The 14,488-nt window shown below is 75.9% G+C and carries 13 protein-coding genes; 7 read left to right on the top strand and 6 right to left on the bottom strand.

Annotated features, from left to right (window positions below; all coding sequences use genetic code 11):
* Positions 1-231: 231 nt before the first annotated feature.
* The 4 genes from ACI79W_RS12720 to ACI79W_RS12705 are packed head-to-tail and all read left to right on the top strand — an operon-like array spanning position 232 to position 3,842.
* Positions 232-873 carry an ABC transporter permease gene (locus tag ACI79W_RS12720; RefSeq protein ID WP_456562447.1) on the top strand — a complete coding sequence of 214 codons (642 nt, stop codon included), beginning with the start codon at positions 232-234 and terminating at the stop codon, positions 871-873.
* Positions 866-2,050, top strand: a complete 1,185-nt coding sequence (locus tag ACI79W_RS12715) for an ABC transporter ATP-binding protein (RefSeq protein WP_456562446.1) — start codon at positions 866-868, stop codon at positions 2,048-2,050. The genes ACI79W_RS12720 and ACI79W_RS12715 overlap by 8 nt, the downstream gene beginning before the upstream one ends.
* Positions 2,047-2,862: an ABC transporter permease gene (locus tag ACI79W_RS12710; RefSeq protein WP_456562445.1), complete on the top strand. Its 816-nt coding sequence runs from the start codon at positions 2,047-2,049 to the stop codon at positions 2,860-2,862. Before ACI79W_RS12715 ends, ACI79W_RS12710 begins: the two co-directional genes overlap by 4 nt.
* Positions 2,862-3,842, top strand: a complete 981-nt coding sequence (locus tag ACI79W_RS12705) for a glycine betaine ABC transporter substrate-binding protein (RefSeq protein WP_456562444.1) — start codon at positions 2,862-2,864, stop codon at positions 3,840-3,842. The genes ACI79W_RS12710 and ACI79W_RS12705 overlap by 1 nt, the downstream gene beginning before the upstream one ends.
* Positions 3,843-3,856: 14 nt before the next feature.
* On the opposite strand, the gene ACI79W_RS12700 is transcribed toward ACI79W_RS12705, so the two are convergent.
* Complete coding sequence (locus ACI79W_RS12700) at positions 3,857-4,609, bottom strand: MerR family transcriptional regulator (RefSeq protein WP_456562443.1); 753 nt, start codon at positions 4,607-4,609, stop codon at positions 3,857-3,859.
* A gap of 77 nt (positions 4,610-4,686) precedes the next feature.
* Between ACI79W_RS12700 and ACI79W_RS12695 the strand changes: the two genes are divergently transcribed.
* Positions 4,687-5,412 carry a class I SAM-dependent methyltransferase gene (locus ACI79W_RS12695; RefSeq protein WP_456562442.1) on the top strand — a complete coding sequence of 242 codons (726 nt, stop codon included), beginning with the start codon at positions 4,687-4,689 and terminating at the stop codon, positions 5,410-5,412.
* A gap of 11 nt (positions 5,413-5,423) precedes the next feature.
* Entirely contained in the window at positions 5,424-6,311 is an 888-nt protein-coding gene (locus ACI79W_RS12690) for a haloalkane dehalogenase (RefSeq protein WP_456562441.1), read from the top strand.
* Positions 6,312-6,319: 8 nt separating this feature from the next.
* Here ACI79W_RS12690 and ACI79W_RS12685 read toward each other — a convergent pair whose 3' ends face one another.
* Together ACI79W_RS12685 and ACI79W_RS12680 are read right to left on the bottom strand one after the other, a co-directional pair.
* Positions 6,320-6,919: a TMEM165/GDT1 family protein gene (locus ACI79W_RS12685; RefSeq protein WP_456562440.1), complete on the bottom strand. Its 600-nt coding sequence runs from the start codon at positions 6,917-6,919 to the stop codon at positions 6,320-6,322.
* Positions 6,920-7,033: 114 nt separating this feature from the next.
* Entirely contained in the window at positions 7,034-8,506 is a 1,473-nt protein-coding gene (locus ACI79W_RS12680) for a diguanylate cyclase domain-containing protein (protein WP_456562439.1), read from the bottom strand.
* A 261-nt stretch (positions 8,507-8,767) separates the two neighbouring features.
* Here ACI79W_RS12680 and ACI79W_RS12675 point away from each other — a divergent pair, with 261 nt between their 5' ends.
* Positions 8,768-9,823: an MFS transporter gene (locus ACI79W_RS12675; protein ID WP_456562438.1), complete on the top strand. Its 1,056-nt coding sequence runs from the start codon at positions 8,768-8,770 to the stop codon at positions 9,821-9,823.
* On the opposite strand, the gene yczE is transcribed toward ACI79W_RS12675, so the two are convergent.
* The 3 genes from yczE to ACI79W_RS12660 form a co-directional block, all read right to left on the bottom strand.
* Positions 9,716-10,450, bottom strand: coding sequence for a membrane protein YczE (gene yczE / locus ACI79W_RS12670; protein WP_456562437.1), 735 nt, complete (start codon positions 10,448-10,450; stop codon positions 9,716-9,718). The two genes, ACI79W_RS12675 and yczE, sit on opposite strands and share 108 nt — an antisense overlap.
* Positions 10,451-10,631: 181 nt before the next feature.
* Positions 10,632-11,837: a nickel pincer cofactor biosynthesis protein LarC gene (gene larC, locus ACI79W_RS12665; RefSeq protein WP_456562436.1), complete on the bottom strand. Its 1,206-nt coding sequence runs from the start codon at positions 11,835-11,837 to the stop codon at positions 10,632-10,634.
* Positions 11,834-14,401 carry a diguanylate cyclase domain-containing protein gene (locus tag ACI79W_RS12660; protein WP_456562435.1) on the bottom strand — a complete coding sequence of 856 codons (2,568 nt, stop codon included), beginning with the start codon at positions 14,399-14,401 and terminating at the stop codon, positions 11,834-11,836. Before ACI79W_RS12660 ends, larC begins: the two co-directional genes overlap by 4 nt.
* Positions 14,402-14,488: the final 87 nt, after the last annotated feature.

Genomic DNA, 14,488 nt, shown 5'->3' with positions numbered 1-14,488 from the left:
CGCGGGCACCGGCGTGGCACCCCGACCAGCAGGACCCGCAGGCCTGTCACGGAACCGTCATGATCACCAGCTGGCCCGCTCCGGTGAGCTGTGCAAAAGTCGACAACCGCGCGTCGTGGGTCGCCGCGTGCCCGGAGTGCGCGCGCCGCTGACCCGCCCGATCGGGTGGATGGCTCGGAGAGCCGGACGACGAGGACACGGCCCCGCCGAGGGCCCGGAGAGGTGCGGCCCATGTGGGAGTACGTGACCGAGCGTTCCGGGCTCATCGCCTTCCAGGCCGTCCAGCACGTCAGCCTGGTCGTCCAGTGCGTCCTGCTGGGCTCCCTCATCGGCGTCGCGGTGGCCGTGCTGGTGTACCGCAACCGGACGGCGACCGCCCTGGCGAACGGGGTGTCGGCGGTGGGGCTGACCATCCCGGCCTTCGCGCTGCTGGGCATCCTGCTGGCGCCGTTCGGGTTCGGCATCACCCCTGCGGTGATCGCCGTGACCTTCTACGCGGCGCTGCCGGTGCTGCGCAACGCCGTGGTGGGCCTCGCGGGGGTCGACCGGGCCACGGTCGAGTCGGCGCGCGGCATCGGGATGACCCGCACCGCCACGCTGCTGCGGGTGGAGCTGCCGTTGGCCTGGCCGGTCATCCTCGCCGGGGTCCGCGTCGCGACCCAGATGGTCATGGGCATCGCCGCCATCGCCGCGTACGTCCTCGGGCCCGGCCTCGGCGGGCTGATCTTCTCCGGGCTCTCCCGGCTGGGCGGCGCCAACGCCCTCAACGCGGCGCTCACCGGGACGATCGCCATCGTCCTGCTCGCCCTCGTGCTCGACCTGCTGCTCGTGCTGGCAGGTCGGCTGACCACCCCCAGGGGGATCCGTGTCTGAGACCGCATCCGCACCGTCGGCCGCCGCGGTGGGCGGCGACCGGCACGTCAGCGGGGTGTCGATCCGCCTGGACGGTGTCACCAAGCGCTACCCGGGGCAGGAGCAGCCGGCCGTCGACGACGTCACCCTGGAGATCGCCGCGGGCGAGACGGTGATGTTCGTCGGCCCGTCGGGCTGCGGGAAGACCACCCTGCTGAAGATGCTCAACCGGCTCATCGAGCCGACCAGCGGCCGCATCCACCTCGGTGACGAGGACGTCACCGACCAGGACGCCGACCAGCTGCGCCGGCGGATCGGCTACGTGATCCAGGCGGGCGGCCTGTTCCCCCACATGACCGTCGCGACGAACGTCGGGATGGTCCCCCGGATGCTGAAGTGGGACAAGGCGCGCACCGCCGCCCGGATCGACGAGCTGCTGGACCTCGTCGGGCTCGACCCCGCCGTCTACCGCGACCGGTACCCGCGGGAGCTCTCCGGCGGTCAGCAGCAGCGCGTCGGCGTGGCCCGTGCGCTGGCCGCCGACCCGCCGGTGCTGCTGATGGACGAGCCCTTCGGCGCCGTCGACCCGATCACCCGCCAGCGGCTGCAGGACGAGCTGCTGCGCATCCAGGAGGAGCTGGGGAAGACGATCGTCTTCGTCACCCACGACTTCGACGAGGCCGTGAAGCTCGGCGACAAGATCGTCGTCTTCGACGTCGGGGCGCGGGTGGTGCAGTACGACACCCCCGAGCGGATCCTGGCCGAGCCGGCGGAGGACTACGTGGCCGACTTCGTCGGCGCGGGCGCCACGCTCAAGCAGCTCACCCTCACCCGGGTCGGCGACGTGGACCTCGTGCAGGTGACGACGGCGGTCGCGGGCTCGTCGTCGGCCGAGGCGGTGGCCGCGGCGCGGGCCGCCGGTGACGATTTCGTCGTCGTGCTCGACGACCGGGGCCGGCCGATCAGCTGGCCGACGGTGGCCGAGCTGGCCCGGACGACGACGGTGCCGCGCACGGTCGACGACCGGCTCCCGGTCGTCGGCCTGCGCTCGACCCTCAACGACGCGCTGGACACCATGCTCGCGGCCAGCCAGGGCGGTGTCGTGGTGACCGGACGGCGGGACGGCCTCGCCGGCGTCATGGCGGTGGAGACCGTCATGGCCGCCATCCAGCGCTCCCGCACGGAGGCCACCGGATGACCGCCGCCACCGAACGCCACGCGGACGGCGCACCGCAGGCGAACCCGCCGGAGGAGACCGCCCGGCAGGCCGGCACGTCCTCCGCAGGGGACGCCGGCTGGCGCGCTCTGCTGCTGCAACCGGCGCTCGTGGTCCTCGGCGTCGCCGCGTTCCTGGCGTGGCGGCTCACCGCCGACCTCAGTGACACCGAGCGCCGGCAGCTCGGCGGGGACGTGCTGGGCAACAGCATCCGCGAGCACCTGTACCTGACCGTCGCCGCCGCCGTGATCGTGCTGCTCATCGCCATCCCGCTCGGCATCGCGCTGACCCGCCGCCCGCTGCGCCGGCTCAGCCCGCTGGTGATCGGGCTGGCCAACACCGGGCAGGCCGCCCCCGCGATCGGGCTGTTCGTGCTGCTGGCCACCTGGCTGGGGTTCGGCTTCGGGACGACGGTCGTCGCGCTCGTCGTCTACGCGGCGCTGCCGGTGCTGCGCAACACCATGGTCGGCATCCAGGGCGTCGACGCGCGCCTGGTGGAGGCCGGCCGGGGGATGGGGATGAGCGCCCTGGCGGTGCTGCTGCGCGTGGAGCTGCCGCTGGCCGTGCCGGTGCTGCTCGCCGGCGTGCGCACCGCCCTGGTCCTGCTCGTCGGCACCGCGACCCTGGCCACCTTCATCGACGGCGGCGGGCTGGGCGTGCTGATCAACACAGGGATCACCCTGTCGCTGGACTCCCTGCTGATCAGCGGCGCGGTGCTCGTGGGGCTGCTCGCGCTGGCCGTGGACTGGCTGGGCCGGGTGGTCGAGCACGTCGCCCGGCCGAGGGGGCTGTGATGCGCCCCCCGCGCGCCGCTGCGGCCCTCCTGGTGTCCACCGCCCTGGCGACCGGCTGCGGCCTGGAGAGCGCGAACACCTTCACCCCGGAGGCGCAGCCGGGCTCGATCGAGCCGATCGCCGCCGCCGACGGTGCGGAGATCGTCGTCGGCACCAAGAACTTCACCGAGGCGCTGCTCCTCGGCAAGATCGCCCAGATCGCCCTGCAGGTCGCCGGCTACGAGGTCGTCGACCGCAGCGGCATCCCCGGTGCGGCACCGGCCCGGGCCGCGATGCTCGACGGCGAGGTCGAGGTGCAGTGGGAGTACACCGGCACCGGGTGGCTGAACTACCTGGGCATGCCGGAGGGCATCCCCGACAGCGAGGAGCAGTACGAGGCGGTGCGCGAGGCCGACGGGGCCAACGGGCTCACCTGGCTGCCGCCGGCTCCGCTGAACAACACCTACGCCTTCGCCGTCCGCAGCGAGGCGGTCGAGGAGCTCGGCGGCATCGACAGCCTCTCCGGCATCGCCGCTCTCCCGGTCGAGGAGCGGACGTTCTGCGTCGAGTCGGAGTTCGCCACCCGCGGCGACGGGTTCGAGCCGATGCTCGAGGCCTACGGCATCCCGCTCGGTGACCCGCAGGGCGTGCCACGGGACAACGTGCGGGTGCTGGACACCGGTGCGGTCTACACCGCGACCGACGACGGCGCGTGCAACTTCGGCGAGGTCTTCACCACCGACGGGCGGATCGCGGCTCTCGACCTGACCGTGCTGGAGGACGACCGCGGCTACTTCCCGGCCTACAACGCCGCCCCGGTGGTGCTGACCGACGTCCTCGAGGAGAACCCGGGGATCGCCGAGGTCTTCGCGCAGATCACGCCGCGGCTCACCGACGAGGTGATGATCGAGCTCAACGGGCGCGTCGACGTCGGCGGCGAGCAACCCGCCGAGGTAGCCCTGGACTGGCTGGTGTCCGAGGGGCTCGTCACCCGCGGCTGAGGCTGCCCGGCGGTTCACCCCTGGCGGGCGGCGTTCGCCTGGACGGCGGCGCTCACGTACTGCGCCAGGCCGGGGGCGATCCGCTCGTAGTACGCGGTGAACCGCTCGTCCTCGACGTACATCCGGCCCAGTCCGGCGTGCATCTCCGGCGGGCAGTCGTAGAAGTTGCGGCTGATCTGCAGCCGGTGCTCCTCCGCGAGGTCCATCGCCCGCACCGAGTCGGGGGCCGCGCCCGCGGCCAGCGCCTCGGCGAACCGGCGCTCGACGTCGTCGCCCTCGGCCTTGACCCGCAGCCAGTCCTCCTTCGTCATGGCGCGGGTGCGCTGCTGGGACTGCGCCCATGCGTCGGTGCCGCCCCACTTCTCCTCGGCCTCGGCCGCGTACTCCTCCGGCAGCCAGTCGCCGAACACCTCGAACCGCTCTTCCGGGGTCAGCGAGATCCCCATGGCGCGTGCCTCCATCTCCTTCTCGACGGCCGCGACCATCGCCTGCGTCCGCTCCAGCCGGTCCCGCAGCAGGCGGTGCTGCCGGCGCAGGTGCTCGGCGGGATCGGCGGACGGGTCGTCCAGCAGGGCCGTGACCTCCTCGAGGGGGAACCCGAGCTCGCGGTAGAGCAGCACCTGGTGCAGCCGGTCGAGATCGGCCGGCGCGTACTGCCGGTAGCCGGCCGACGTCCGGCCGGACGGCCGCAGCAGGCCGATCCGGTCGTAGTGGTGCAGCGTGCGCACCGTGACGCCGGCCGTCGCGGCCACCTCACCCACGTTCACCGGGTCCCTCCTTCATCTGACGAGGAGAAGGCAACAGCCTGACGTCGCGTCAGGGTCAAGGCCTTATGGTCGACCCGGTGAGCGGGGGAGCGGACGGCTGGGGCGCGGTGCTGCACGAGGCGGTGCTCGACGCCACGGCGGTGGCCGCCGGCACCCGGCTGCTCGACCTGGGCTGCGGCGCGGGTGGGCTCGCCCGGCGCGCGGCCGGCCGCGGCGCCCGGGTGACCGGCGTGGACACGGACCCGGACGCCGTCGCCCAGGCGGCCGCGGCCGTCCCCGGCGGGACGTTCCTCGTACGGCACGCGCAGGACCCGCCGCCCGGGCCGTTCGACGTCGTCACCGCCGTGCAGCTGCTCGTGCACGTCGCCGACCCGGTCGCGGTGCTGCACCGGGCCGGCCGCGCCGGCGGGGTCGTCGCCGCCACGGTGTGGGGGCGGGACCGGGAGTGCGACCTGCGGGTGCTGCGGGAGGCGCTGGCGCCGCGCCGACCGGGCCGGCCGACCGCGGTCAGCGAGCCCGCCCGGCTGCGGGCGATGGCAGAACGGGCGGGGCTGGTGGTGGAGCGGATCGACGAGGTCGTCGTGCCCTTCGACTACGCGGACGCCGACGAGCTGCTCGGGCCGCTCCTGACCACGCCGGTCGGCCGATCGGCGGCGCGGGGGGCCGAGCCGGACGCGGTGCGCGACACCGTCCTCGAGCACCTGGCGCCCTACCGCACCGCCGACGGCGGCTACCGGCTGCGCAACCTGTTCCGGGTGCTGGTCGCACGGCCGGCGACCGGCGGGGCTGCCCGGGTGGTGTGAGGATCGGGGGCATGGCCGACGACGTCTCACCCGAGGACCCGTTCCCCCGCACGCGGATCACCGTCAAGGACAGCGAGATGGCGTACGTCGACGTCGGCACCGGGGAGTCGATCGTCTTCCTGCACGGCAACCCGACGTCGTCCTACCTCTGGCGCAACGTGATCCCGCACGTGCAGCACCTCGGTCGCTGCATCGCTCCCGACCTCATCGGCATGGGCGAGTCGGGGAAGCTGCCCGACGCCGGTCCCGGCACCTACTCGTTCGCCACGCACGCCGGCTACCTGGAGGAGTTCCTCGACCGCGTCTTCGTCGGCGACCGCGTCACGCTGGTCCTGCACGACTGGGGGTCGGGCCTGGGCTTCGACTGGGCCGAACGCCATCAGGACCGGGTCCGGGGCATCGCGTTCACCGAGGCGATCGTCGCCCCGGTGACCTGGGACGACTGGCCCGCCGCGGCCCGCAACGTCTTCCAGGTCATGCGCGGTTCGGACGGCGAGGCCGCGGTGCTGGACAAGAACGTGTTCGTCGAGCGGGTGCTGCCGGCATCCGTGGCGCGTGGGCTCACCCCCGAGGCGCACGACCGCTACCGCGCCCCGTTCGCCCGGCGCGAGGACCGCTGGCCGACGCTCGAGTGGCCCCGCCAGCTGCCGATCGAGGGCGAGCCGGCGGCGGTCGTCGAGGTGGTGGAGCGCTACGGGTCGTGGCTGGCCGGCAGCGACGTGCCCAAGCTCTTCATCGACGCCGATCCGGGGTCGATCCTGGTCGGGCGGCAGCGGGAGTTCGTGCGCTCCTGGCCGGCGCTCACCGAGGTCACCGTCGCGGGCAGCCACTTCGTCCCGGAGGACTCACCGCACGAGATCGGCCGGGCGGTGGCGGACTGGATGGCCGCGCTGCCGTAGCGGTCGCGTCAGCCGGTCAGCACGCGGACCGTCTCCACCACCGCCACGACGGCGAACACGAGGAACAGGCCCGCGGCGACCCGGCGGATGAGCGGGATCGGCAGCCGGTCGGCGAGCTTCTTGCCGAGGAACACCGCGAGGCCGGAGACGACCAGCAGGGCGGCCCAGGCGCCGACGAAGACCGACAGCGGCTCCTCGTAGCGCGCGGCCAGCCCGGCGGTGGCGAGCTGGGAGAGGTCACCCCACTCGGCGGCGAACAGCACCCCGAAGGAGATCGCCGCCGCGCGCAGGAACGACGTCTGCTCCCGGGAACCGGCGGCCTCGCCCCCCTCCTCCGCACCCGCGGCCGCGCTGCGCCAGAGGATGACCGCGCCGACCAGGAACAGCAGCGCGACGACGCCGGTGACCAGCGCCTCGGGCAGCAGGGAGAGCAGCGAGCCCGCGGTCACCGCGATCGCCACCTGCAGGCCGAAGGCGGTTCCCACGCCGACGAACACCGGCAGCGGCGGGAAGCGGGTCGCGAGCACCAGGCTGGCGAACAGCGTCTTGTCGGGCAGCTCGACCGGCAGCACCAGGACGAACGCGGCCAGCACGACCGACCAGATCACGACGAACCCTCCTCGCGCGGCACTGCCGGGCGGGGCTCGGGCAGGCGACCTCTCGGCGGTCCACGGTAGCGGTCCGCGGGTGGTCGGGTCAGGGAGCGGGGACGGTGGGATCGGTCACCGGGCGGGGGCCGGGACCCGGGATCCCCGGCGGGCCGCCTTCACCCGGTACATGGCGGCGTCGGAGGCCGCCAGCGCGGAGTCGGGGGTCTCGCCCGGCCCGCAGAGCGCCACCCCGATGCTGATGCCGACGGCGTGCTCCTCGCCGTTCGCCCGGCGCAGGGGCGCGTCGAAGGCGGCGGTGATCCGGTCGGCGATGACCTGGGCGGCCCGCTCGGAGCCGGTCGCCGGGCACAGGACGACGAACTCGTCGCCGCCGATGCGCGCCACCGTGTCACCGGGCCGGATCGCGGCAGCCAGCCGGCGGGCGGCCTCCACCAGCACCTCGTCGCCGGCGGCGTGCCCGGCGCTGTCGTTGACCGGCTTGAACTCGTCGAGGTCGCAGTAGAGCACCGCCATCGGCCGGGCGGCCCGTTCGGCGGCGGCGAGCGTCTGGTCCAGCCGGTCCAGGAGGAGGTTGCGGTTGGGCAGGCCGGTGAGGGGGTCGTGCAGCGCGGCGTCGCGCAGCGCGGCCTCGAGGGCCCGCTGCTCGGTGACGTCGGTGAGGGCGACGACGATGCCGAGCACGGCGCCCTCGTCGTCGTGCACCTGGACGCCGGAGCCCGAGACCCGGCGCAGCGGCCGACCGGGGACGGCGATCGCCATCTCGGCGTCGTCGACGCGGCCGTCGGCGTAGACCCGCCGGAAGGGGACGTCCTCGGCCGCGAGGGTCGCGCCGTGGACGTCGGTGAGCCCGAAGGTGCTCGGGAGGTCCTCGAGCGCCACCGACGGGTCGGCGTCCAGGCCGTGCCACGCGCGGGCGGCGGCGTTGAAGAGGGTGACCCGCCCCTCGGCGTCCCCGCCGATGACACCGACGGGCAGCACCTCGAGCAGGGACCGCGTGAAGGCCGTGGAACGGGCCAGGTCCTGGTGGGCACGGGCAGTCTCGGCGCGCGCGAGCTGGCTCCCGGCGGCGAGGTCGGCGAGCTCGCGGGCCTGCTGCGCGGCGCGGACCAGCGCGGCCACCGCGGCGCCGACGTCGGCGAGGTGGTCGCGCTGCTCGCGGCTGAAGACGTGCGGAGTGGAGTCGAAGACGCAGAGGGCGGCCACCGTGCGACCGTCCACCACCACCGGGACGGCGCCGAAGGCGCACATCCGGGCTCGCCGGCCGTCCACCCACGGGCTGGCGGCGAAGCGCTGCTCCTGCGTCAGGTCCTCGCAGGTCTGCACCCCCGGCCCGCGGTCGAGCACCGTCGCCACCACCGAGCCCTCGCGCGGCCAGGAGGCGCCGCGGAAGCCGTGCACCGCCATCACGTGCATGACGGCGGTGTCCATGGTGAGCACCGCGGCGCAGGGCATCCCGGTGACCGCGGCGGCCACCCGCACCAGGCCCTGGAGCGCGGGGTCGGCGTCCATGACGGGCAGCTCCGGCTCCGCCTCGGGGGCCTCCGGGCGCGCGGGCACGGGCGCGTGCTCGGCCGTGCTCGTCATCTCGTGTCCCTCCGCGGCCGGCGCGTCCGGCCCGTTCAGTCTCGCAACGGCGCGCCTGGCTCGGCGGTTGAGCTCCGGCGTGTCACTTCCCCCGCAGGGGTCACCGCCACCGGGGTTTCCCGTGGAACAACGGTGCGCGGGAGCTGCGTCGGGTCTAGCGTCCCGGTCATGCGCCGACATTGATCCGCACCGCTCCCGCTGCCCCCGGCAGCCAGGCCGCTCGCCCGTCTGGCCATCGGCTGGGCCGCGCTCTCCGAGTGGGTGCCGCTGTACCCGCTGTACGCCCTGCTGTTCCTCGACGCCGGGGTGTCCGCCACCGACCTCTCCCTGCTGTTCGCGCTCTGGTCGGTCACCGGCCTGCTGGCCGAGGTGCCGGCCGGGCTGCTCGCCGACCGGTGGTCCCGTCGCGGGGTGCTGGTCCTGGCCGGGGTGCTGCAGGCTGCGGCTTTCGCCCTCTGGGCGGCGACCCCGTCGACCGGCGCCTTCGCGGCCGGCTTCGTGCTGTGGGGCCTGGCCGGCGCCGGCACGTCGGGGACCGCGGAGGCCCTCGTGCACGACGGGCTCGCCGAGGTGGGCGCGGCGGGCTGCTTCGCCCGGGTGAACGCCGCCATGACCGCCGCGGAGCTGCTCGTGCAGGTCCCGACGGCGCTCGCGGCGACCGCCCTCCACGCCGTCGGCGGCTTCACGCTGGTCGGGTGGGCGAGCTCGGCCGTGTGCCTGGCCGCCGCGGGCCTGGCGCTGCGGTTCCCCGAGGCCGTGGCCGACGACGCGGACGAGCCGTCCCCGGGCCTCGGCGTCGCGCTGCGCCGTCCCGCCCTGCTGGCCGCCGTCGTGGCCGTCGCGCTGGTCGGTGGGCTGGACGGGATGGAGGAGTACTTCCCGGTGCTGGTGGGCGAGCGCGCGGTGCCCGTGGCCGCGGTGCCCGTCGCGGTGCTGGCCGTCTCCCTCGCCGGGGCCGCCGGCGCCGCGATGGGCGGCCGGCTGGTGCGGCCCCCCGGCCGGCTGCTCGGCGCGCTGCTCCTCGCCGCGGGTCTCGGGATGCTGCTCGCCGCGGCCACCGCCGGTCTGCTCGTGGTGGCCGTCCTCGGCGTCGCCTACGGCGTCTACCTGGCGGTGCTGGTGGCCGCCGAGGCCGAGTTGCAGCGGAGGATCAGCGGCCCGTACCGGGCGACGATCACCTCGGTCGCCGGTGCCGGGGTCGAGCTCTCGTCAATGCTGGTCTTCGCGGCCTGGGCCGCCGGCGGCAGCGGCGCGGTCGCCCTGCTCGTGCTCGCCGTCGTCCCCGTCGTGGTCGTCGGGCTGCGGCGCCGGACCTGAGCCGGCCAGCGGCAGCGACAGCCGCGGCAGCAGCACCTGCACCAGCGGGCCGATGGTCAGCGCGTAGACCACGGTGCCGACGCCGAGGGTGCCACCGAGCAGCCACCCGGTCGCGACGACGCCGATCTCCACCGAGGTCCGCACCAGCCGCACCGACCGCCCGGTGCGCCGCACCAGGCCGGTCATCAGGCCGTCGCGCGGCCCGGGGCCGAGGTGGACGCCGATGTAGGCGGCCGTGGCGACGGCGTTGAGCAGGACGCCGGCGACCAGGAATGCGGCCCGTGCCGCCGGTGCCGTCGGTGCGGGCAGGACGGCGAGCGTCGCGTCCACGGCCAGGCCGATCACCAGGACGTTGCTGACCGTGCCCAGCCCGGGGCGCTGCCGCAGCGGGATCCACGCCAGCAGCACGAGGACCCCGACCGCGATCGTGACCGCCCCGATCGACCAGCCCAGCCGGGCCGCCAGCCCCTGGTGGAGCACGTCCCAGGGCATCACGCCGAGTGCGGAGCGGACCAGCAGCGCCATCGAGGCGCCGTACAGGGCGAGCCCCGCGTAGAGCTGGACCAGCCGCCGCGTGGTGCCGCCGACGGTGGCGGGGGCGCCGGCGAGCACGAGACGGTGGTCCACCCGGTCATCATCGGCCAGCGCCGGCCCGGCGACCGCAGGCCAATCGGGAGAAGTGGCCCACCGCGCCGCACCGGCCCCCACGACTTCCCCGGACGGGCCTCTGGCGCGGCGATCGGAGGCCGCTTCCCCGGAAGTCGCGCACCGCGCGGGAACGGGGAGCGGCGCGAGGGGCGGACCGGCGTCAGCCCCGGAGAGGGGGGATCCCGGCCCGCGGCCCCACCGGGTGGGCCGCCTCCGCGGCGGCCGTGGCGGCCCGCAGCGCCTCCTTGACCGGCAGGTCGCGGGTGCGGGCCAGCGCGGCGACGTCCTCGAACTCGACGCTCACGTTCACCACCTGACCGCCGGAGACGGCGAGCTTCACGCCGACCGGGGCGCCGAGCACCTCCACGGTCGCGTGCACGCGCTCCAGGGCCACCTTGCCGACCTCGACGACCCGCAGCCCGATCGTCGACGTCGTCGCGAAGACCGCGGCCTGCACGCTGGCCACCACCTCGGGCCGGCAGAGCACCGAGAGGGTGTGCGCGGGGCGGCCCTTCTTCATCAGGATCGGGGTGAGCCACGCGTCGGACGCCCCGGCGGCGAGGAGGCCGTCGAGGACACCCGGCCACAGCCGCGGGTCGAGGTCGTCGACGTTGGCCTCCAGCACGACCGGGCGGGCCGGCGCGGGGTCGGCGGCCTCGCCGAGCACCAGCCGGACGACGTTGGGGAGCTCCGCCGGGTCGCGACCGCCGGCGCCCACGCCCACCCGTTCGACGCGCAGGGCGGGCAGCGGCGTCCACTCGTCCACCCGGGCGGCGAGCAGCGCGGCGCCCGTCGGGGTGCACGTCTCCGCCGGCACCGGTCCGGCGTGCACCGGCGCACCGGCGAGCAGTTCCAGCACGGCCGGGCCGGGGACCGGGACGACGCCGTGCGCACCGCGCGCGGAGCCGCTGCCCAGCGCGACGGGAGAGGCGGTCAGCCGGGACAGCGCCAGGTGCTCGAGGGAGGCGACCACCCCCACGACGTCGGCCAGCGCGTCCAGCGCTCCGACCTCGTGGAAGTGCACCTCCGCCGGATCGACGCGGTGCACCCGGCCCTCCGCGACCGCCAGCCGCTCGAACACGGCGAGCGCACCGTCGCGCACCGGTGGCGGCAGCGCCGCGGACTGCAGCAGCGCGCGGACGTCGGACCACGTGCGGTGCGCCTCCGACGGCGGCGCGTGCACGTGCACCCGGGTGGCGCCGAGGCCGTGGCGGGTCACCTGCTCGGTGGTCAGCCGCACCGGCTCGACCGGCAGCGCGGCCACCGCCCGCGCCGGCACGTCCAGCGGCACCCCCGCGTCGACGAGGGCGCCGAGCAGCATGTCGCCCGACGCGCCGGCAGCCAGGTCCAGCCACCCGGTGGTCACGGCCGCCGAGCGCTCCTCCGCGCGACGCGGGCGGCGAAGATGCCGGCCGAGCAGCCGTCGTCGACCGCGGTGACGACGACGCCGGATCCGGCCGGGTGCAGCATCGACACCAGCGCGCCCAGCCCGCCCAGCCCGCCGGGGTGCGCGGCCGACGTCGGCACCGCCACCACGGGCACGTCGGTGCGCGCGGCGATCGCGGTCACCTGGCCGGCGTCCGCGCCGGCGACGACGACCAGGCAGTCGGTGTCCTCCGGGAGCGCGTCCCGCTCGACCGGCACGACCTCGGTGCCGGACACCCGGGCCACGAAGGCGGCCTCCGCGGCGGCGACGGCGTCGGCACCGTCGGTGCGCAGCACGGCGGTGCGGCCGGCCGGCTCGGGCAGCGGACCGATGGCGGCGGCCAGCGCGGCGCCGTCCATCGTGGTGCCGGAGCCGTGCTCGGTGGCCAGCGCCACGAGCGTCTCGGTCGCCGCGCGGACCACGAGCACCGCGCGGTCGGGGGTGTCGCGGCGGGCGTCGCGGACGAGGGCGAGCACCTGCTCGGTGCTGCGGCCCGCCGCCCGGACGACCGCCGGGCCGACGTCCTCGACGGAGCGGCGCACGGCCGGGACGGGCGCGAGGAGCGGCTCGCCCGGGAGGGCTCGGCCCAGCGGGGGGTGGGGGTCGCCCAGCAGCGCGGCGAACCCGGCCGCCTCCTCGCGGACGGCGGCGGCAGCCCGGGCGGCGTCGTCGGCCCGGGTGCTCTGCGGGGCGGGCGCCCCGGCCGGGGCGGGGGCGGCGCCGTCGGCGGCCCGGGTCTGGGTGAGCGCGGACAGCCGCACCACGCGGTCGCGGCCGCTGCGCTTGGCGTCGTAGAGCACCCCGTCGGCGGCGGCGAAGAGGGTCTTGCGGTCGTCGCCCCGGGTGGCCGAGGCGATGCCGGCGCTGATGGTCACCGGGACGTCCAGGCCGAGGTCGACCCAGGGGTAGCGGGCGACCGACGCCCGGATGCGCTCCAGCGCCCGCTCGGCCTGCTCCGCGGTGGTGTCGGGCAGGAGGATGACGAACTCGTCGCCGGCCCAGCGGCACACCTCGTCGGTGTCGCGCACGCCGGCGACCAGCAGCTCGCCGATGGTGCGCAGGACGGCGTCGCCGGCCGGGTGCCCGGCCGTGTCGTTGATCGTCTTGAAGGTGTCGACGTCGACCACGGCCAGCGCCGGCACGTCCCCCGCGGCCAGCAGCCCGTCCAGCCGCGCCTCGGCGTAACGCCGGTTGGGCAGGTGGGTGAGCGGGTCCTCGTAGGCCTGCCGGCGCAGCTGCCCGGCGGCGCGCTCGGTCTCCAGCAGGCTCTTGCGCCGGCCGAAGAGCTCCACCCAGCGGGTGCGTCGCTCGTCGACCCGGTCCAGCTCGTCGGCGAGGTAGGCCTGCAGGTAGGGGAGGGCGCGACCGGCGTCGTCGAGGTCGGCGTGCAGGGTGCAGAGCTCGCGCAGCGCCGCGCGGCGGACCCGGGGCAGGCCGTGCTCGGTGGCCAGGGTGAGCGCGGCGACCAGGTGCTCGTCGGCCGCCCGCCCCTCGCCCTGCCGGCGCAGCGCGCGGCCCAGGGCGAGCTCGGCCGAGGCCATGCGGTCGCGGTCGGCGGTGGCGGTCGACAGCCGGACGGCGGCGCGCAGCGGACCGACCGCCGCCGTCTGCTCGCCCATGCCGACCAGCGCCCAGCCGTGCACGATCTGGGCCGGCACGACGCCGGACGACTCCGGGGGGAGCCGCACGAGGGCCTGCTCGGCGAGCGCGCGAGCCTCGGCGAAGTACGGCGCGGCGGACTCGGGGGTGCCGTCGTCCAGGAGCCCCTCGCCGAGCTCGGCGCAGAGCTCCCCGAGCCGGGTGGCGGCGACGGCGACGAGCACGTCGGGGTCGAGGTCCGCGGTCGGGTCGGCCGCAACCGCCTCGGCGGCCTCCAGGGCGCGCCGCTGGTAGTCCAGCGCGAGCGGCATGAGCTCCAGGTCGGCGAGCACCCCCGCCAGCGTGCCCAGCGTGTCGACCAGCAGGGGGCTCGGGGTCAGCCCCGGGTCCAGCAGGCTCGCGGCCTCCACCGCCTCGTCCATCGCGGCGTCGATGCGCCGCGAGAGCAGCTCGATGCGCGCGTGCCGGGCCAGGCCGGCGGCGCGCTGCAGGGCGTCGTCGGAGGCGTCGAACGCGGCCTTCGCCGAGCGGACCAGCGCGATGGCCAGCGCCGCCCGGGAGGCCTGCTCCGAGCGCGGGTCGGCCTCCGGGCCGTCGGGGGAGCCGTCGATCAGCCCGGCGACCCCGGCGTGCAGGTCGAGGGCCGGCTCGGCCGCGGAGACCGGGTCGCCGACGAGGGTGAAGCCGGCGACCCGCAGCCGGCGGACCAGGAGCTCGGCGCGCAGGGTGTCTGCCCACGCCCGGCCCAGCGACACCGAGGTGCCCTCGGCCGCGTCGACCGCCGGGGCGGCGGCGACGTAGGGCGACGGGTCCCGCTCGACCCCGGCGAGCAGCTGCTCGGCGTGGTCGAGCTGCCAGTTGCTGAGGGCGGCGGTCACCCGGTGGTGCAGGGCTCCCGGTGGCACCAGCGCACTGTGCATGTCGCTACCCACGGTGTCGAGCACGTCACCGGGAACGCGCCGTCCCCCGTCCGCCGCGTCCCTCCCGCCCCA

It is taken from the genome of Blastococcus sp. SYSU DS0533 (genome assembly GCF_054050775.1).
The sequence above is the reverse complement of the archived record's forward strand: the minus strand, read 5'-3'. Positions and strand labels throughout refer to the sequence as shown.

Coding starts and splice junctions, on each gene's coding strand:
- ACI79W_RS12720 (WP_456562447.1), top strand. CDS start 232: ATGTGGGAGTACGTGACCGAGCGTTCCGGGCTCATCGCCTTCCAGGCC.
- ACI79W_RS12710 (WP_456562445.1), top strand. CDS start 2,047: ATGACCGCCGCCACCGAACGCCACGCGGACGGCGCACCGCAGGCGAAC.
- ACI79W_RS12705 (WP_456562444.1), top strand. CDS start 2,862: ATGCGCCCCCCGCGCGCCGCTGCGGCCCTCCTGGTGTCCACCGCCCTG.
- ACI79W_RS12690 (WP_456562441.1), top strand. CDS start 5,424: ATGGCCGACGACGTCTCACCCGAGGACCCGTTCCCCCGCACGCGGATC.
- ACI79W_RS12680 (WP_456562439.1), bottom strand. CDS start 8,506: ATGACGAGCACGGCCGAGCACGCGCCCGTGCCCGCGCGCCCGGAGGCC.